Below are 19,445 nucleotides of genomic sequence, written 5' to 3'. Positions count from 1 at the left end.
ACAAAAAATATCAGCTTTTATGAAAACATTTTTCTTCGTCAATCTCTACAAGGATAATATCATCTCCGATTTGGCGGATACAGTCCCAGGGGATGATATATTCATTATTTCCTCCAAAAAAGCAACATAATCTTCCGGGAGCCGGAACGATTAGTGATGTAAAAAGACCGGTTTTACAGTTGAATTCTATATCAACAGGACAACCGAGACTGCGGCATGTACAGGTGTTGATAACTTCTTTTTGTTTTAATTCGCAGATGCGCATGAGAAATATCCTATAATCTGATTGTTTTATTAAATTTATGTATTTTTTTGAACATTTATGCAAGTCCTTTTATTGACACCGGAAAGTGAAATACAGTATAATGAATCTATAGTATATTATTGAAAACAGAAACAATGAAAGATTAATGTTATGACTTAAGGGGGACTTTTTATGAAATGTCCATTTTGCAATCAGGATAATACAAGAGTTGTGGATTCAAGACCTGTAGAAGATACTAATTCTATTCGGCGACGTCGTCTGTGCGATGTCTGTGGCAGAAGATTTACTACATATGAGAAAGTGGAAAGTATTCCACTTACTGTGATCAAGAAAGACCAGAACAGAGAACAGTATGACCGTTCCAAGATTCAGTCAGGAATTCTGAGAGCCTGCTATAAAAGACCGATATCCATAGATAAAGTAGAAGAGATGATGGATGCTATTGAAGGCGAGATTTTTAATACGGAAGAGAAAGAAATCTCCAGTAATAAGATTGGAGAGATAGTAATGGAACATCTGAAAGAGCTGGATGCGGTAGCTTATGTAAGATTTGCTTCTGTTTACCGGGAATTTAAGGATGTCAGTACATTTATGGATGAACTGAAGAAATTTATGAACTGATGTAATCATTCGATAAATAGTGATGTTATTCATGAATATATAGCAATTCAGAAAAATATAAATCCGGAAAATAAAAAATGTAACACCGGCCAGAATCAATAAAAACAAATTCTGACCGGTGTTACATTATATTTTTTATGGGGTAGTATAACTGATATCAACTCAGATAATACTTTGGATTAATATTAATAATTAAACAATACCCTGAGCGATCATAGCATCTACGACCTTCTCGAATCCTGCGATATTAGCACCTGCAACATAGTTGCCTTCCATACCGTAACGTTTGGAAGCGTCATCAACTTTGTTAAAGATGTCAACCATGATCTGGTGAAGTTTTGTATCAACTTCTTCTGCTGTCCAGGAAAGTCTTGCAGAGTTCTGGCACATTTCAAGTGCGGAAGTAGCAACACCACCGGCATTAGCTGCCTTACCAGGCATAAATGTTACACCGTTTGCCATAAGGTAATCGGTTGCTTCACGGGTAGTAGGCATGTTAGCACCTTCTGCAACATATTTGCATCCGTTTGCGATAAGAGTCTTAACAGCATCAAGATCAAGTTCATTCTGAGTTGCACATGGAAGATAGATATCACATTTGATGTTCCAGATGCCTTTTCCTTCTGTGTAAGAAGCACCTTCAACGCGGTCAGCATATTCTTTGATACGTCCACGTTTTACTTCTTTGATATCTTTAACGATGTCAAGTTTGATTCCTTCCGGATCATAGATATATCCGTTAGAGTCACACATGGCAACAACCTTGCCGCCAAGTTCAGTAGCTTTTTCTACAGCGTAGATAGCAACATTACCGGAACCTGTTACGATGAGAGTTTTGCCGGAGATTGTATCGTTTTTAGCTTTAACCATTTCATCGAGCATATATACAAGACCATAACCAGTAGCCTGTGTACGGATTAAAGATCCGCCATAGGAAAGTCCCTTACCTGTGAGAACTCCCTCATACAGACCGCGGTTTCTCTTGTACTGGCCATACAGATAACCGATTTCACGTCCGCCTACACCGATATCACCTGCAGGAACGTCCATATCAGCACCAATATATTTGGAAAGTTCTGTCATAAAGCTCTGGCAGAATGCCATTACCTCTCTGTCGGATTTTCCTTTAGGATCGAAGTTGGAACCACCTTTACCACCGCCGATCGGAAGACCTGTAAGAGAGTTCTTGAAGATCTGTTCGAAACCTAAGAATTTAAGGATTCCCTGATTTACTGACGGATGGAATCTTAAACCGCCCTTGTATGGTCCGATTGCGCTGTTAAACTGTACACGATAACCCTTGTTTACCTGTACAACACCTTTATCGTCTACCCACGGAACTCGGAAAGAGATGATTCTTTCAGGCTCAACAAGACGTTCCAGAATGGAAAGCTTGCGGTATTTCTCTTCATTTTTGTCGATTACGACTTTAAGGGAGTCTAAAACTTCCTTTACTGCCTGATGGAATTCAGGCTCATTTGGATTCTGTGCTACGACTCTTTCGTATACCTCTTCAGTATAAGACATTATGATTTCCTCCTCGTCCATCGTATAATTATTTTTTAAATCGACGTTATTATACACTAAAGTGTTACAAATGGAAAGAGCCAAATGAAAATTTTTTTATGAAATTTTTTTGAACAAAATTGGTACTTGCGAAATGCCACTAAGTATGAGAAAATGTTAAAAATCATCCATACAATTTATAGCAATTCCGAAAAAATACAGTATATTCATAAGAACTGCATAAATTCGTGCTGTACGTTTCGATTCTTATATTGCCATGTATCCGTAAGAGACTGCCAATGGAAGTTAAAAACACCTTGCAGGATAGTAGTGTGTGAACAGTAATCTGATTTTTTTATGTTCAGAAACAGAATATATAAGATGTAGACCGAAAGAGAAAAAAATGCTATAATAATTTACAGAGATGTGCATCTGCAAAAATTGTTGCGATGACAGAAACGAGGAGGGAATCATTATCGAGAGAATTGTGAAGAAAGGAGATTTATTACATGGCGGGATTTAAAACAAAAGTAACACCTGAAATTGAAAATCTGACGGAGGTTTGCAGGGAACATACAAGTCTGGATCTTTCTCTGTATGCAAAATATGATGTGAAAAGAGGTCTTCGTGATATTAATGGAAAAGGGGTTCTTGCAGGCCTGACTCAGGTTTCTAATGTGAAAGCCACAAAGATTGTTGATGGCAAAGAAGTTCCATGTGCGGGAAGTCTTTCCTACAGAGGATATGATATCAAAGATCTGACCAGGGGATTTATCGAAGATGACAGATATGGATTTGAAGAAGTTACCTATCTTTTATTATTTGGCAGTCTTCCGGATAAGAAACAGCTTGCAGATTTTACACAGCTTCTGGCAAATCAGCGGTCACTTCCTACAAATTTTGTGCGTGATGTTATAATGAAGGCTCCGAGCAAGGATATCATGAACGGGCTTTCCAGAAGTGTGCTTACTTTATATTCTTATGATACCAACCCAGACGATACATCATTGCCGAATGTGCTCAGACAGTGTCTGAATCTGATCAGTGTATTTCCGCTTTTATCTGTTTATGGATATCAGGCTTATAACCATTATATCAAAGATAAGAGTCTCTATATCCATAATCCGAAGAAAGAACTTACCACAGCAGAGAACATTCTGAGAATGCTTCGCCCGGATAAGAAGTATTCACATCTGGAGGCAAAGATCCTGGATATTGCGCTTATCCTTCATATGGAACATGGCGGAGGTAATAACTCTACATTCACAACTCATGTGGTCTCCTCATCAGGAACTGATACATATTCTGCGATTGCCGCAGCACTTGGCTCATTAAAGGGACCAAAGCATGGCGGTGCCAACATTAAAGTTGTCAGGATGTTTGATGATATGAAGAAGGAAGTTAAGGACTGGAAGGATGAAGACGAAGTTCGTACATATCTGAAGAAACTTCTTCACAAAGAAGCATTTGACCGGAAGGGTCTGATCTATGGAATGGGACATGCGATTTATTCAGTGTCTGATCCGCGAGCTGAAGTTTTCAAGGCATATGTGGAAACTCTGGCAAGGGAAAAAGGCAGAATGAAAGATTATGCCCTGTATTCCATGGTGGAACGTCTGGCACCTGAAGTGATTGCAGAAGAGCGTCGTATTTATAAAGGTGTAAGCGCCAACGTGGACTTTTACAGCGGCTTTGTGTACAGTATGCTGGATCTGCCACTGGAATTATATACACCGATGTTTGCAGTTGCACGTATCGTAGGATGGAGTGCGCACCGTATGGAAGAACTCATTAATGCAGATAAGATTATCCGTCCGGCATATAAGAATGTTCTGGAACCGGCAGTATATGTTCCTCTTAATGAACGTTGATCATAATGATCTGGGATTTGTCATATTCATGACAAAATATCCTGCGGGATATTGTCGGTGAACAGTAACCAGAAAAATACAAATAAAGGAAATGACTACGGATGTTTAATTGTTTTTTTCCGGATGAATATCTGGATTCTACCTATGTGATAAACTTTGATGATCTGTATGCGCAGGGATACAGAGGACTTCTGTTTGATATAGATAACACTCTGGTACCTCATGGTGCACCGGCAGATGAGAGAGCATGTGCGCTGTTTGCACATCTGAAGGAACTTGGGTTTAAATGCTGCTTTCTGTCAAATAACCAGTACGAGAGGGTTTCTTCTTTTAATGATGCGATAGGAGCGCAGTTTATCGAGAATGCACACAAGCCTTCAACGAAAAATTATATCAGGGCAATGGAACTTCTTGGGACAGACAGAAGTAATACAATTTTTATAGGAGATCAGCTTTTTACTGATATATATGGTGCGAAACGCACAGGAATCCGGAATATTCTGGTGAAACCACTCAATCCGAAAGAAGAGATTCAGATCGTACTGAAACGATATCTTGAAAGAATTGTACTATATTTTTACCGTAAAGAGGAGGGGAATTCATGAACCATATTGTTATTATAGGATTTATGGGTTCAGGAAAGACAAGAGTAGGAAAACGGCTGGCAAAAGATTTCAATCTTCCTTTTGTAGACGTTGACCGCGTAGTATCAAAGAAGATGAACCTTACAATGAAAGAAATCTTTGACAGATTCGGAGAACCATTTTACAGAGCTCTTGAGACAACTGTGATCAAGGCACTGATCGACGATCCGGAGCAGAAGATCATTTCTCTTGGTTCCGGTCTTCCGATGCAGGAACAGAATGAAAAATATATTAAAAAACTGGGAACTGTAGTATATTTGAAGGGATCTTATGCAACATTGAAGAAGAGACTGGAAAATTCCAGCAGCAATCCTTTGATCGAGGGAGAAGACAGAGAAGATAAAATCAAGAAACTTCTTAAACAGCGTGATCCGGTATATGCGAAGTTTGCAGATGTTGAGATGATCACAGGAGATAAGCCATTTGAGGATCTGATCGCTCAGCTTGAAGAAAAATTGAAAACATGTGTAAAAAATAGTTGAAAAAAACAGCAGAATATTATAAAATTAAATAAGAGTGTGTCACAAAACTGAGAAAAGCATGAGAGGGACACACACTTTGAACGGCTGTTGTTGTCAAAAGACACAGCATTGCTGAACTGTACTATTAAGGAGGAAATATAACTATGATTTCAGCAGGTGATTTCAAAAACGGTATCACACTTGAAATTGACGGAAACGTATGTCAGATCGTTGAATTCCAGCACGTAAAACCAGGAAAGGGTGCTGCTTTCGTAAGAACAAAATACAAAAACATTATTACAGGAGCAGTTCTTGAGAAATCTTTCCGTCCAACAGAGAAATTCCCGGCTGCACGTATTGAGCGTGTAGACATGCAGTATCTGTATGATGATGGTGATCTGTACTACTTCATGAACGTAGAGACATATGATCAGGTTGGTCTTACAAAAGATCAGGTTGGAGATTCTCTTAAATTCGTTAAGGAGAACGAGATGGTTAAGATCTGTTCCCACAACGGAAATGTATTTGCTATTGAGCCTCCTCTGTTCGTAGAACTTGAAGTTACTGAGACAGAGCCGGGATTCGCCGGAAATACAGCACAGGGTGCTACAAAACCAGCCACTGTAGAGACTGGTGCACAGGTTCAGGTTCCGCTGTTTGTTAACCAGGGCGATAAACTGAAAATCGATACAAGAACAGGAGAATATCTTTCTCGAGTATAATCAGGATGAAACCAGTTGTTTGCTTTTTCTGATTAACAGTTGTAAAGAGATAATCAGACTGCCATCGGTAAGATCCGATGGCAGTTTTTATCTTTGATTGGAATAGGAGAAAAAATATGGAATACGTAACACTTGGAAAAACCGGTCTCAGGGTTTCCAGAATGGGCCTTGGTGGGATACCGATCCAGAAAATTGATGCGGAAGGAACAAAGACACTGCTGCATAAGCTGGCAGACCAGGGAGTGAATTATATTGATACAGCCAGAGGATATACAGTAAGTGAAGAATATCTGGGATATGCACTGGAAGGCATCAGGGACAGATTCATAATTGCCACAAAGTCCATGGCACGCACAAAGGAAGCTATGGAAAAAGATATTGAAAAGAGCCTTCATAATCTTTGTACAGATCATATTGAATTATACCAGGTGCATAATCCGAGTATGGAACAATTGGATCAGGTACTGGCGGCAGGTGGTGCTCTTGAAGCACTGCAGGAGGCAAAAGCAGCAGGAAAAATCGGACATATTGGTCTGACCGCTCATTCTGTGGAGGTTTTTGCCCGGGCTCTGGAGCTTGACTGGGTGGAAACTATTATGTTCCCATATAATATTGTAGAAACTCAGGGGGAAGAACTGATCTCAAAGTGTAAGGAGAAAAACATCGGTTTTATTGATATGAAACCTCTGGCTGGCGGTGCAATTGAAAACGGAACACTGGCATTGCGTTATATCTGTGCAAATAAGAATGTTACCATTGTGATTCCGGGAATGGCGGAAGAGAAGGAAATTGAGGAGAATATAAAGGCCTGTCTTGATGATTCTCCGTTAAGCGAGAAAGAACTGGAAGAAATCCGGACAGTACGGGATCAGCTTGGCACAAATTTCTGCCGCAGATGTAATTATTGTGCCCCATGTAGTGTGGGAATCGATATTTCGGGTGTGTTCCTGTTCGCAGGATATCTTAATCGTTACGGACTGAGGGAATGGGCAAGAAACCGTTACAGTTCTCTTGCAGTGAAGGCTTCCGCCTGTATAGAATGTGGCAAATGTGAAACCAGATGTCCGTACCATCTGCCAATCCGTGAAATGCTGAAAGAATGTGCACAACAGTTTGGTGAATAAAAAACATCCACAGGAATTACCCTGTGGATGTTTTTATGGACCTGGCGGGAATTGAACCCGCGTCCGAAAGCCTATTCATTGAGGCATCTCCCATCACAGTCGCTGTTTTAACATTCCCTTGGATGTACGCCCACCGACAGGCTTACAACCTTAGTAGCTTCATGATACATCTACCGGGGCAAAGCTTACCCGGCAAGGTTTCTCACATAGTCGACGCCAGATCCCTGAAGTGTGAGTGCATCAGGGCTGACGAGCAGCAATTAGGCTGCTAACGCGTACTGTTCGTCTGCGTTTATATTTAGTTTCCCGGTTGGTACGCAGTCCAGGAGTCTGCGGATGGCTTCCCCAACTTCAAAGCCCCCGTCGAAACCAGTACAAGCCCGAAAAATGAGTCTGCTACACTGTTTCTCTATAAAACAGCACTGGTGATGAGACGAAAGCGCATTTTCAATATTGACATATCATTCATTGTATAGGATATGTCGACTGATTAACAGTATAGAAATAAAAACAGAATTTGTCAAGAAGATTTTTATATTTGGTGTTATGAACATCAATACTTATATTTTTCTGTCACATGTTCACAAATCTTACATAAATCTCTGCTATAGTAACCATATGAAAGATAAAATCTGTTACTGAGGGCGATTCTTCCGGATTTTGAGTTGTGGCTGTAAAGTCGCTGAACAGTTGTGGATTTTAACAATACTTGGAAAACAGTATAAATAAAAAGTAAGAACTGTTTCGGAAAACAATGAAGAAAAACGGAGGGGATAAAATGGATGCATTAAAAATTCTGGTGGTGGATGATGAGAGCCGCATGAGAAAACTGGTAAAGGATTTCCTGACAAAGAAGAATTTTCAGGTACTGGAAGCAGGTAATGGTGAAGAGGCAATGGACATTTTTTATGATGAGAAGGACATTGCACTGATAATTCTGGATGTTATGATGCCCAAAATGGATGGTTGGGAAGTTTGTCGTGAAATCCGCAAGAATTCAAAAGTTCCGATCATTATGCTGACAGCAAGAAGCGATGAGAGAGATGAACTTCTTGGATTTGACTTGGGTGTAGATGAATATATTTCCAAGCCATTCAGTCCGAAGATCCTTGTTGCGAGAGTAGAAGCAATCCTTCGACGTACCGGGCAGAGCAATCCGGAAGACGTGCTTTCTGCCGGTGGTATTGTAATAGATAAGGCTGCGCATCTGGCTACTGTGGATGGCAGGCCTATGGAACTGAGTTTTAAGGAATTTGAGCTTCTGACATATTTTCTGGAAAATCAGGGAATTGCACTTTCCAGAGAAAAGATACTGAATTCTGTATGGAATTATGACTACTTTGGAGATGCCCGTACGATTGATACCCATGTCAAGAAACTGAGAAGTAAAATGGGAGATAAAGGTGAATATATAAAGACTGTATGGGGCATGGGATACAAGTTTGAGGTAGACGAATGATAGTAACCGGGAAAGAAATTCCGAAAAAACCAAAGCAAAAATCAAAACAGCATTTAAAACAAAAAAAATTTCACACACTGAAGCATCAGATTTCAGTATTATTTATAAGCTTACTGTTGCTTTCGATTTTTACCATTACACTGATCAATGGTCTTTTTCTTGAAAAATATTATGTATCCAAGAAAGTAGAAGTGCTTGAGGAAGCAAAAGAAGTTTTGTCTCAGATGAATCTGGATGATATCCTGCAGTATGATACAGATACAGCAGAAGACCAAAAAGAAGCGGCAGATGAGATTCCTGATGAGATTGAGAGAAGCAGTTCCAGAAATAATCTTACATGGATTATAGTAAATGAGGAAAACAGCGGTTATTACTACTGGGGAGAGAATAATATGGCCAAAATGCTCCGCAGTAAGCTGTTTGGGTATGTTAATAATCTGGACCAGGATATGCAGCGCAGCCGTGTACTCAAAAAGACAGACACCTGTACCATGTGGCAGGTACATGACCGCTTCGCAGGCATGGAGTATGTAGAATGCTGGGGACAGTTTGACAATGGTTACTATTTCCTGATCCGTTCTCCGCTGGAAAGTATCAAAGAAAGTGCTGCTATTTCCAACAGTTTTTATTTCATTGTAGGAACAATTATAATTGTGATCAGTGGTATTGTGATTCTGGTAGTGACGAATCGTATTACACGTCCGATCAGTGAACTGACCGGATTATCAGAGAAAATGTCTGATCTGGATTTCGATGCGAGATACCAGAGCTGTGCGGGAAATGAGATCGATGTGCTTGGTGATAATTTTAATAAAATGTCAAGAAAACTTGAAAGTACGATTTCAGAGTTGAAATCAGCCAATAACAAGCTTCAGAAAGATATTGAAGATAAAATTAAAATTGATGAGATGCGTAAGGAATTTCTTGATAATGTTTCTCATGAATTAAAAACTCCTATCGCATTGATTCAGGGATATGCAGAAGGTCTGAATGAAAATATTTCTGATGATCCGGAAAGCAGGGAATTTTACTGCGAAGTTATTATGGATGAGGCAGCCAAGATGAATAAGCTGGTCAAAAATCTGCTGACTCTGAATCAACTGGAATCCGGTAAAGATGCACCTGTGATGGAAAGATTTGACATTGTATCTCTGATCAGGGGTGTACTTGGTTCCATGCATATTATGACCGAACAGAAAGATGCAACTGTGATCTTTGAAGAAACAGAACCTGTATATGTATGGGCGGATGAATTTAAGATAGAAGAGGTAGTGACTAATTATACAAGTAATGCACTGAACCATCTGGACGGAGAACGAAAAGTAGAAATTAAGGTTCTGCGGGAAGATGACTGTGTGAAAGTAACCGTATTTAATACAGGTACTCCGATTCCGGAAGAGGACATCCCAAATCTCTGGAATAAATTTTATAAAGTGGATAAAGCCCGTACAAGAGAATATGGCGGAAGCGGTATCGGTCTTTCGATTGTCAAGGCGATTATGGAGAGTATGAATCAGAAATACGGGGTATGCAATTACGATAATGGTGTAGAATTCTGGTTTACACTGGACTGCAGGCAATAGTTTTACAGAAACAAAGTAATAATACCAAGCCATCTGATGGAGAACCTGGCAGACAGCCAGGAACAATATCAGATGGCTTTTATAAAATGTCAACATATGAATGCTTACCTGAAGAAAGTGTCAAAAAGCACTAACAATTATTCAGAAATCTATGGTACAATGGAATAAGTGAAATACAGAAAATATCTGATTCTTATATTGGATATGTCTCAGAATACAGATATATGGATAAGGGAGAGATTATGAAAATAGAAAAAAAACTATGGATCACCCTGTTCGCATTTGGGCTGTTTGCCATTTGTTTTTCAGGTTGGATCTTCAGCCAGAGTACGACCAGGGAAAAATTGTTCTGGGATAATACGATCCGGTGCGAAACAAAAGAACTGGCAGAGGGAGAAATCAAATCAGAGAATATTGCTTTGCCCGAAGACTTCGATATCCCCAGATCTATCTTATTTAAAACCACACACACCATTGCAGAAGTTTGGCTGGATGGAGAAAAAATATACGAATACGGAAATGAAGCGGATGCCCCGGACTTTATGAAGTCACCGGGAAGCTGCTGGCATATTGTGGATATTCCGGGAGACAGTGCAGGTAAAAATCTGGAGGTCAGAATTGTTCCGGTATATGACGGCTATTATGGAAATGAAGTCAGTCTTGTATACGGAACACGAGGCGATTGTATTCTGAAAATCTTAACGGACAGTCTTGGAACTCTGGTAATCAGTTGTGGAATCCTGTTTGCCGCTGTTATCTGCCTGCTTCTTTATTTTGGAGCAGTGCGAAGAAAAAGAAGAGACAGGACAGAAGCAAAAATCGAGATTTTTTTAAACCTTGGATTTTTTTCATTGCTGGTCGCAGTATGGACACTGGTACAATGTGGTTTTCTGCAGTTTTTGATCCCGGATGGAAGAACCTTATATTTTGTGGATTATTTTTCATTCTTTCTTTTTCCGGTACCATTTAATTTCCTGCTATATGATATCTGCAAAAGCAGGTACCATAAAGGTGCATTGATTTTTTCCATTCTTTATCTTGCAAATATGGCAGTCGATGTTTTGCTTCAGTGTGCAGGAATTATTGATATATCCCGGTTACTTTCTGTAACTCATGTTATTATGATTGCAAATGCGATTTATACAGTTTTGATCATTTTTTATGAAGCCAGAAAAAAAGAAAATGATGTAGCCAGGAAATTTCAGTATCCTATGTGTGTGGCCATGGGATTTGGAATGGCGGAAATGCTTCTTTATTATTTAAGAAAATTTCAAGAGACATCCATTTTACTTCCCACAGGAACCGTGCTGTTTATTATTATGCTGATCTGGATCCAGGTTTCTCAATATTACGATCAATATATCCAGAAACAAAAGGTAATCTATCTGCAGAAAATAGCCAATATGGATATGCTCACAGAGGCCATGAACCGAAATGCTTACGAGGATATGGTGAAATATCTGGATGAAGGTGAAATTAAACTGCGTACCACAGGCGTGGTGCTTTTTGATCTGGATAACCTGAAAGTAATCAACGATAATTTTGGACATGAAAAAGGAGATGAGGCGCTGAAGCTGTGTTATCAGTGTATCAGTCAGATATTTCAGAATGTAAAGAACTGTTTCAGAATTGGCGGCGATGAGTTTGCGTATGTATATCATAGTGACGAGAAGGACAGGGTTCCGGAACGGCTGAAGGCACTGGAACTGATTTTGAAGAAAACAGCGGAAATACACAAGCTGGAGTATCCGCTTAGTATATCAGCAGGATACGCTTATTATCAGCCGGATGTAGATTTTGATTTTAAAGATATTGTAAGACGGAGTGATACCATGCTGTACCGTCAGAAACGCAGGAAGAAGATGGTACAGTCAACTGGTCCGGAGAATCTGCTTTCCCATATGGAAAAGTATTCGACAGAGGAGATCACAGATGAGATCATCCAGCAGGAGAAAAAGTATCAGAGTATGTCGGTAGATGAGCTTTGCAGTATGATTGATCTTCTGAGTCCGACCACAGATAATTACCCGTATGTGGTTGATTTTCGGACAGATTTTTATTACATAGCAAACCAGGCTCTTGATCGTTTCTGTATCCCGAAAAATGGTTTTCATAATGTAATTTCGAATCATAAAGAATTTGTATATGAACCTGATTATGAAAAACTGAAAGAGGAATTTGATGATCTTCTTAAAACAGACCGTTGTATCCATAGTATGGAATATCGATGGCTGGATCTGAAAAAAATGCCGGTCTGGATTCATTGTAAAGGTTATCTGGTCCGTGATGATAATATGAAACCTCTTTACATGATTGGCTGTATCAATGAGATTGGAGAGAGACAGAAGGCTGATAATGTAAGCGGGTTATTGGGAGAGACAGGTTTCCGGGAGTATATGAACCAACAGGATACTCCTCTGGAAACAGGATATCTGCTTCGTATCGGAATTGATCATTTTAAGGAAATTAATGAGAATTTTGGGCAGGAGTATGGTGATTTTGTACTTAGGAAAACGGCGGAATGTATTTCCGGCTGCATATCAGAAGGACAGAAAGTGTACAAGCTTGTGGCTGATGAATTTCTGATTCTGGATGTTTCTTCTGATGAGATGAAGGATGCAGATAAACTTTATGATAAAGTGAGAGGTGCAATAGACAAATTTATTGAATCCAATGAGTTTAAGGTCATGTATACGATTTCAGGAGGAATTGTGCCATTTGCGGCGTTAGAAGCGGATCAGTATTCGGAAGCCCTGAAGCTGACGGATTTTGCTTTGAATGAGGCAAAGAAGCTGGGAAGAAACCGCTGTTATATATATAATAAGGAAACCTACCAAAGATTTCTTCGGAAGAGGGAGATTACCCAGGAATTGAGAGAGGCTGTGAACAATGAATTTCAGGGCTTTACAGCTTTTTATCAGCCTGTATTTGCTGAAGATAAAAAGGTGCCTTATGGAGCAGAAGCTTTAATGCGTTTTACTTCTGAAAAATTCGGAATGGTTTCACCGGCAGAGTTTATTCCAATTCTGGAAGAAACAGGACTTATTATTCCTGCTGGCCGCTGGATGATGAGAGAGGCTATGGGAAAATGCGATGAAATCCGGAAAGCACTTCCTAAGTTTCGGGTGAGTATTAATATTTCTCAGGTGCAGGCATCCAAGTCTGATGTGATCCAGGATATCAGTGCGGAGATGAACAGAACAGGGCTGCCGCTGGAAGCGTTGATCGTGGAATTGACAGAGAGTGATCTTCTGGAACAAAATATCAATGAGAAGCATTTTCTCACAGAACTGAGACGGATGGGAATCAGTCTTGCACTGGATGATTTTGGGACCGGGTACTCGAACTTCCATTATCTCAGTGAACTGAAACCGGAGATCATTAAGATTGACCGCTCTTTCACTGCCAAAGCAGTTGCAGATGAACAGGAATATTATCTGCTGAATCAGTTCTGTACTATGGTCCATAATCTGGATATGAAGATTTGCATCGAAGGCGTGGAAAATGCCCGGGAATGGCTCAAAATCCGAAAGCTGTGCCCGGAATTCACCCAGGGGTATTTCTGGGGGAGACCCTGTGGGTATGAAGAGTTTATGGGGAAATTTACAGAAAACAGATTATGAGAAAGTAGTGAAGCGGATAATTTTATCTGCTTGACTTGATTATGTAATAATCTGTTACATGGAGGAAAAAATGACTATTAGAAAAGCAGAAGAAAAAGATATTCCAAGAATAATTGAATTGTTGGGACAGGTATTGCAGATCCATGCAGATATAAGACCTGATATTTTTATTCCTGGTACCACAAAATATACTGTAGGCGAATTGACAGAGCTATTAGGAAAAGAAGAAAAACCTATATATGTAGCAGTGAACGAGGAAGATATCTGTGTAGGATATGCATTTTGTCAATTACAGGAACAGCCTTTTTCAACCAATATGGTACCGTTTAAATCTCTTTTTATAGATGATCTATGTGTGGATCAGCAGGCACGAGGACAGCATATTGGTGAGCGTTTGTTTGAGTATGTAAAAAACGAAGCAAAGCGAATGGGCTGTTATGAAGTGACACTGAACGTATGGGCAGGAAATACTTCAGCTGAAAAGTTCTATGAAAAAATGGGCATGAAAACAAAAGAAAGACAGATGGAATATATTCTGGAAAATTGATGGAGTTGTATGGCATATTTGAGAAGTTTATCTGCGAATTTACAGAGATATCCGATAGATGAATCCCATCAGTCAAACAGTAAATATTAAAAGAAAATGCAAATCAGGCACAAGTTATATTTCGGAAACTTGTGCCTGATTTTTATAGTATTATTTGGAAATTACAGGTGCTTTTGTCCGATATTTTTAGCGTTGATATAATTTATGATCATGTCTGCTACATCGGAAATATCAAGTTTTCCCGTATCAATAGACAACTGATACTGACTGGCGTCTTCCCATTCTTTGCCTGTGCAGAATTTGTGAAAGGATGCTCTCTTTTCATCTACTTCTTTTATCAGTTTTGCAGCTTTTTTCTCATTGATGCCGTCTCGCTCCATTACACGTTTGATACGGCAGTCTTTATCTGCGTGAAGAAAAACGGTAGTTGCGTCAGGATCATTTGCATAGATTGCTCCTGAACAGCGTCCGATGATTACGGCAGATTTTTGCTGTGTAAGTTCACGTATAAGATCAAAAGATTTCTCCATTGGATTGCTTTCTCCGTAGCTTACAGCAATGCTGTAGAGCAGGCTGTTTACTGCTTTTTCCTGGAAAAATTCTTTGTTTTCGTCAAGCTTTCCCAGTTTTTTTGCCTCTTCTTCGAGCTTCTTTCTGTCATAAAGTTCCAGTCCAAGTCTGGAAGCCAGTTCTTTTCCTATTTCATGTCCGCCGCTTCCGCACTGTCTTGCTATTGTAATAATCATATCCCATGCCTCCTGTGCGATGATGTCGCATTTTATTTACTGTCAAAGTACTTTTTCGGAATTATTATACTCAAAAAAAATCGAAATGTATATGCCAAAATCTACTATAAATTGCCTTTGTAAATCCTGATATTCTGGTATTTATGGCGAATTGGTCTGACAAATATCTGGTACCCTTTGGAACGTCGATTACTGTTGGGCTTTTGCTGTTTCAGCTTAAGCATTTTCGTTTCTTTTCGTGGTGATGCTTTTTCTGAATCATGTAGGGAATATGGAAAAAATTATGTTTATAGCTTTTATCGTGGGGAAATTTGTCCAGTCACGGTTTTTCTGAAACCTATGAGTTATTTCTCTGTAGTCAGGGTTAAGTGTGTCAAAGCCTGTCCGAGGAAAGCACTTTGAGCTGAATTTCTTGCAGGATACACTTTGTTGTCAGACTGTATTGTAAGACCTGTGTTAAATATAGTTAAACCTCAGTAAAGTCTATTGAACTTTTTTTTCAATGTTTCTATACTCTCCAATGTAATGACCACCCGATCTGTGATCGTGTGATGAAACATTCATTTCTCAGGAGGATTATGAAAAAATGAACAATTTGTGGCGAAAAAGTTTTATGGCAGGTATTTTATCAGTTTCATTGACTGCAGGTGCGGTTACTCCGGTATTTGCGAGTGCAGCACCAGACGGAAAAACAGATGCTGCTTCTCTTGCAGGAGGAATGGGAATTTCCCAGAACTGGGAATCCTGGAAAGCAGAATGGGAAGCTATTAAGAATGACTGGACTCAGGTTTCACTTACTCCGGGCTCTGACTTTAGTCAGTTAAATTTTGCATGGTATTCTAAAAAAGATAACTCTGACACAGCAGAAAAAAAAGAAGAACAGGCTGCACAGGAGTTCTCCGCTCAGACAGGTGATGCTTTCAGTGACAGCAGTGAACCTGTCTTTGCAGGGACAGAAGCCGGTATTTCAGCAACAGATGAGACATTGGAAACAGCGCAGGTTGAAGAGACAGAAGCAAATGTAGCAACAGAAGCAAATACAGCAGAGGAAACTGCAATAGCTGAAGAGGATACAGCAGCAGAAGAAAGCACAGCAGCATTTAATGCGGAAGAAGGAGAAAACACAGCAGCATTTAGTACTTCTGAGAATGACGCAGAGGAATTTTCAGCAGAAGAAAACGCTGATGAGGCGTTTCCTGATTTTGATACAGAAAGTGATGAAAGTCGTGCAATTGCTGCAATGGTAGCAGATATCCTTGGAGCACAGGCTGATACAACTGCACCGAAACTGATCATCGGTGAAGGCAGAAATATGAAAAATGCCAAAGTGTATGTTGCAGAGCAGACAGATGCAACGACAAATACAAAGACCAATGAGGCATATGTTTCCAATAAAGTGACAGCAACAGGTTTGAGTGCCAATACTGTGTACTATTACAGCTATGAAAAAGAGGATGGAACCTACACAGAACCTGCAGAATACGCTACAAAATCAACCAATAATTACAGCTTTATTTTCGTAGGCGATCCGCAGATCGGATCTTCCAATGAACTGAAAGGATCTGACACAGCAGAATTTTATCAGGCACAGTCCGATGCAGTCAGAAATGATTCCTTTAACTGGAACACCACATTAAATGAAGCTATGGATAAAACAGGCGGAAATGCAAGCTTCGTAGTATCAGCAGGTGACCAGATCCAGACAACTAAGAAGAAATCTCCGGGAAAAAGTGAAATGACCAGTGAGATTGAGTATACCGGATATTTAAGCCCGGATGTGTTGAAATCCCTTCCTGTTGCAACAACAGTTGGAAACCATGACGCAGATAATGCAAACTACACATATCATTTTAACACACCAAACAGCAGTGACCTGGGTTCTAACGGAGTTGTTGGCGGAGACTATTATTTCACATATGGAAACACTCTGTTTATGATGCTCAATACACAGGATACCAATGCTGCTGAACATAAACAGTTCATGGAACAGGCGATTGCTGCAAATCCAAGCTGTACCTGGAGAGTTGTAACCTTACATCAGGATATTTATGGTTCTGCAGAGCATTCCAATGAGCCGGAGATTACAAACCTCAGATACACACTGGTACCGTATTTTGAAGCAAATGATGTAGATGTTGTTCTTACAGGACATGATCATGCTTATTCCCGTACACACATTCTTGAGGGTGGACATAAAACAGTAGAATATACAGATGATGAGTTTGATGCAGAGCTGAAAAAGGATATGGATGCAGGAGAGAATCCGGCTACAAGATATGAAGCACCGGCAAATATTTCCGCAGATTCCAGGGAACCGGCTGATGTGGCTTATCTGAATTATCTGAATGCAGTTATGGATAAGGATGCGGTAGAGGATACAGAAAAGGGTGAGACAGTTGTAAATCCGGATGGTATTCTCTATATGACAGCAAACTCTTCATCAGGAAGCAAGTATTATGATCTTGTACCAAGAATGCAGAGCTATATTGCAAACAGATGGCAGGAAGATGTCCCGACTTATTCTGTTATTGATGTAACAGATAATACATTTACGATCAATACTTATCGTACAGATAATGACCAGAAAATTGATGAAACCTTCACCATTAAAAAAGGTGTGACAGAAGATATTAAGTCTGCATCTGTAGGTAAAGTGAAGAATCAGGTTTATACAGGAAAACAGATTCAGCCGGCTCTTAAAGTAACTCTGAATGGAAAGAACTTAAAGGCAGGAAAAGACTACACAGTTACCTATACAGATAACAAAAATACAGGTCTGGCAAAAGCAACCATCAATGGAACCGGAAAGTATGCAGGAACACAGACAGTAACATTTAAGATTGTGCCGAAGAAAGCAGTATTAAAAACTGTGAAAGCCGAAAAATCCGGAACAGCTACTGTTACAATCGGAAAAGCAGGCGGAAAAGTTTCCGGCTATGCAGTCCAGGTTTCTACAGATTCTTCATTTAAAAAGGTAATTACTTACCGTACAGCAAAAACTACATATACTCTTAAAAATCTGTCCAAAGGAAAAACTTACTATGTAAGAGTAAAAGCATTTACCAAAGTTTCAGACAAGAACGTGTATGGTGCAGCAAGCAAAACAATTAAGGTGAAAGCAAAATAATGTTAAACAAAAATTTCCTTCGGAGAGGGTGCCTGGTGATCGCAGGCATCCTTTTCCTGATTTTTCTGATGCAATACAATAAGATCGAGAAAACGGAACTTCTTTCCACAGAGGGCAGAACCTTTGAGAAAGCAGTAGTAACAGAGATTGTTTCAGATAACCTTACAGAAAACGGAAACAGAGTAGGCAATCAGACGGTCAGGCTGAAACTTTGTTCCGGTAAATTTAAGAACGAAGAAGTGGAAGCAATCAGTTCTTCAAGCTATCTGTTTGGTGCGACCTGTAAAAAGGGTATGAAAGTCATTGCACTGGTCAGTGAATCACAGGGAGAAGTCATTGCATCTGTATATAGTGCTGACCGTGAATTTTCCTTATATTTTATGATCGCAGTGTTTCTTCTGGCAATCATCCTGATCGGTGGAAAAAAAGGTGCGGCCTCTGTACTGGGGCTGGGATTTACCATTGTATGTGTATTGTTTCTGTTTCTTCCGATGATATACAGAGGTGTTTCGCCAATCCTTTCAGCGGTAGTTGTTGCCGTTATAACCACTGTAGTAACAATTTATCTGATTTCCGGAATTTCTGTTAAATCATTAACTGCAATTTTAGGAACTGTAACAGGAGTTGTTATGGCTGTTATATTTGCAGGGATATTTGGAAAAGTAACTCAGATCACAGGATATAATGTAAGTGATATTGAAGAGCTGATTTATCTGGAAGAGAAAACCGCTATAAAAATAAATGAACTTCTGTTTGCAGGGATCCTGATCGCATCACTTGGAGCAGTGATGGATGTAGGAATGTCTATTGCCTCTACCTTACAGGAAATATACAGCAGACGCCCGGATCTTGGAATGTGGGAATTGTTTAAAAGCGGCATGAATGTTGGAAAAGATATGATGGGAACTATGTCAAATACGCTGATCCTTGCTTTTGCAGGCGGCTCTCTCAATACACTGGTATTTATTTTTACTTATAATTATTCCTATCATCAGATTATCAATATGTATTCTATTGGAATCGAACTGATGCAGGGGATTTCCGCAAGTATGGGAGTAATCCTTACAGTTCCCTTTACCTCGCTGGCAGGAGCCTTCTTTATTTCAGGAAAAGCATTGAAAAAGTGATTCTCGCAGGAGGGATCAT

At 39.7% G+C, this 19,445-nt stretch carries 16 protein-coding genes, 1 other RNA gene and 1 pseudogene; 14 read left to right on the top strand and 4 right to left on the bottom strand.

Annotation, left to right across the window (positions count from 1 at the left end; all coding sequences use genetic code 11):
• Positions 1-10 precede the first annotated feature (10 nt).
• Positions 11-265 carry a PRC-barrel domain-containing protein gene (locus tag G4417_RS17520; protein WP_173683296.1) on the bottom strand — a complete coding sequence of 85 codons (255 nt, stop codon included), beginning with the start codon at positions 263-265 and terminating at the stop codon, positions 11-13.
• 171 nt (positions 266-436) lie between these two features.
• On the opposite strand from G4417_RS17520, the gene nrdR reads away from it, so the two are divergent.
• Complete coding sequence (gene nrdR / locus G4417_RS09715) at positions 437-886, top strand: transcriptional regulator NrdR (protein WP_173683295.1); 450 nt, start codon at positions 437-439, stop codon at positions 884-886.
• A gap of 192 nt (positions 887-1,078) precedes the next feature.
• Here nrdR and gdhA read toward each other — a convergent pair whose 3' ends face one another.
• Positions 1,079-2,413: an NADP-specific glutamate dehydrogenase gene (gene gdhA / locus G4417_RS09710; protein ID WP_173683294.1), complete on the bottom strand. Its 1,335-nt coding sequence runs from the start codon at positions 2,411-2,413 to the stop codon at positions 1,079-1,081.
• 488 nt (positions 2,414-2,901) lie between these two features.
• Here gdhA and G4417_RS09705 point away from each other — a divergent pair, with 488 nt between their 5' ends.
• The 5 genes from G4417_RS09705 to G4417_RS09685 all read left to right on the top strand — a co-directional run bounded on the left by G4417_RS09705 (position 2,902) and on the right by G4417_RS09685 (position 7,214).
• Complete coding sequence (locus tag G4417_RS09705; protein WP_173683293.1) at positions 2,902-4,263, top strand: citrate/2-methylcitrate synthase; 1,362 nt, start codon at positions 2,902-2,904, stop codon at positions 4,261-4,263.
• Positions 4,264-4,364: 101 nt separating this feature from the next.
• Positions 4,365-4,868, top strand: a complete 504-nt coding sequence (locus tag G4417_RS09700; protein WP_173683292.1) for a YqeG family HAD IIIA-type phosphatase — start codon at positions 4,365-4,367, stop codon at positions 4,866-4,868.
• Positions 4,865-5,389 (top strand): shikimate kinase, encoded by a 525-nt coding sequence (locus tag G4417_RS09695; protein ID WP_173683291.1) that lies wholly within the window; start codon positions 4,865-4,867, stop codon positions 5,387-5,389. Before G4417_RS09700 ends, G4417_RS09695 begins: the two co-directional genes overlap by 4 nt.
• A 143-nt stretch (positions 5,390-5,532) precedes the next feature.
• Positions 5,533-6,090, top strand: coding sequence for an elongation factor P (gene efp / locus G4417_RS09690; RefSeq protein WP_008703519.1), 558 nt, complete (start codon positions 5,533-5,535; stop codon positions 6,088-6,090).
• A gap of 116 nt (positions 6,091-6,206) precedes the next feature.
• Entirely contained in the window at positions 6,207-7,214 is a 1,008-nt protein-coding gene (locus tag G4417_RS09685) for an aldo/keto reductase (RefSeq protein WP_173683290.1), read from the top strand.
• 33 nt (positions 7,215-7,247) lie between these two features.
• Here G4417_RS09685 and ssrA read toward each other — a convergent pair.
• Positions 7,248-7,596, bottom strand: a transfer-messenger RNA (tmRNA) gene (ssrA, locus tag G4417_RS09680).
• Positions 7,597-7,992: 396 nt separating this feature from the next.
• Between ssrA and G4417_RS09675 the strand changes: the two genes are divergently transcribed.
• The 5 genes from G4417_RS09675 to G4417_RS09660 all read left to right on the top strand — a co-directional run bounded on the left by G4417_RS09675 (position 7,993) and on the right by G4417_RS09660 (position 14,426).
• Entirely contained in the window at positions 7,993-8,673 is a 681-nt protein-coding gene (locus G4417_RS09675; RefSeq protein WP_173683289.1) for a response regulator transcription factor, read from the top strand.
• Positions 8,670-10,256, top strand: a complete 1,587-nt coding sequence (locus G4417_RS09670) for a sensor histidine kinase (RefSeq protein ID WP_173683288.1) — start codon at positions 8,670-8,672, stop codon at positions 10,254-10,256. The genes G4417_RS09675 and G4417_RS09670 overlap by 4 nt, the downstream gene beginning before the upstream one ends.
• 36 nt (positions 10,257-10,292) lie before the next feature.
• On the top strand, positions 10,293-10,424 hold the full coding sequence (locus G4417_RS17170; RefSeq protein WP_274603783.1) for a hypothetical protein: 132 nt from the start codon (positions 10,293-10,295) through the stop codon (positions 10,422-10,424).
• Positions 10,425-10,498: 74 nt separating this feature from the next.
• The gene (locus G4417_RS09665; protein ID WP_173683287.1) at positions 10,499-13,879 is read left to right on the top strand and encodes an EAL domain-containing protein; all 3,381 of its coding nucleotides are present in this window, start codon (positions 10,499-10,501) and stop codon (positions 13,877-13,879) included.
• Positions 13,880-13,949: 70 nt separating this feature from the next.
• On the top strand, positions 13,950-14,426 hold the full coding sequence (locus G4417_RS09660) for a GNAT family N-acetyltransferase (RefSeq protein WP_173683286.1): 477 nt from the start codon (positions 13,950-13,952) through the stop codon (positions 14,424-14,426).
• Positions 14,427-14,587: 161 nt separating this feature from the next.
• Here G4417_RS09660 and G4417_RS09655 read toward each other — a convergent pair whose 3' ends face one another.
• A complete protein-coding gene (locus tag G4417_RS09655) occupies positions 14,588-15,172 on the bottom strand; it encodes an AAA family ATPase (protein WP_173683285.1) in 585 nt (194 codons plus the stop codon).
• Between the two features lie 220 nt (positions 15,173-15,392).
• On the opposite strand from G4417_RS09655, the pseudogene G4417_RS17515 reads away from it, so the two are divergent.
• From G4417_RS17515 to G4417_RS09645, 3 genes and pseudogenes are all read left to right on the top strand, one after another.
• Positions 15,393-15,550 (top strand): annotated as a pseudogene (locus G4417_RS17515) (4Fe-4S ferredoxin); the annotation flags it as partial.
• 208 nt (positions 15,551-15,758) lie between these two features.
• The gene (locus G4417_RS09650) at positions 15,759-18,299 is read left to right on the top strand and encodes a metallophosphoesterase (protein ID WP_243872112.1); all 2,541 of its coding nucleotides are present in this window, start codon (positions 15,759-15,761) and stop codon (positions 18,297-18,299) included.
• Positions 18,299-19,426: a YibE/F family protein gene (locus G4417_RS09645; protein ID WP_173683284.1), complete on the top strand. Its 1,128-nt coding sequence runs from the start codon at positions 18,299-18,301 to the stop codon at positions 19,424-19,426. Before G4417_RS09650 ends, G4417_RS09645 begins: the two co-directional genes overlap by 1 nt.
• Positions 19,427-19,445 lie beyond the last annotated feature (19 nt).

This window comes from Blautia wexlerae (genome assembly GCF_013300825.1).
GTDB classification, from domain to species: Bacteria; Bacillota; Clostridia; order Lachnospirales; family Lachnospiraceae; genus Blautia_A; species Blautia_A wexlerae_B.
This window is presented reverse-complemented; position numbering and strand designations above follow the sequence as displayed.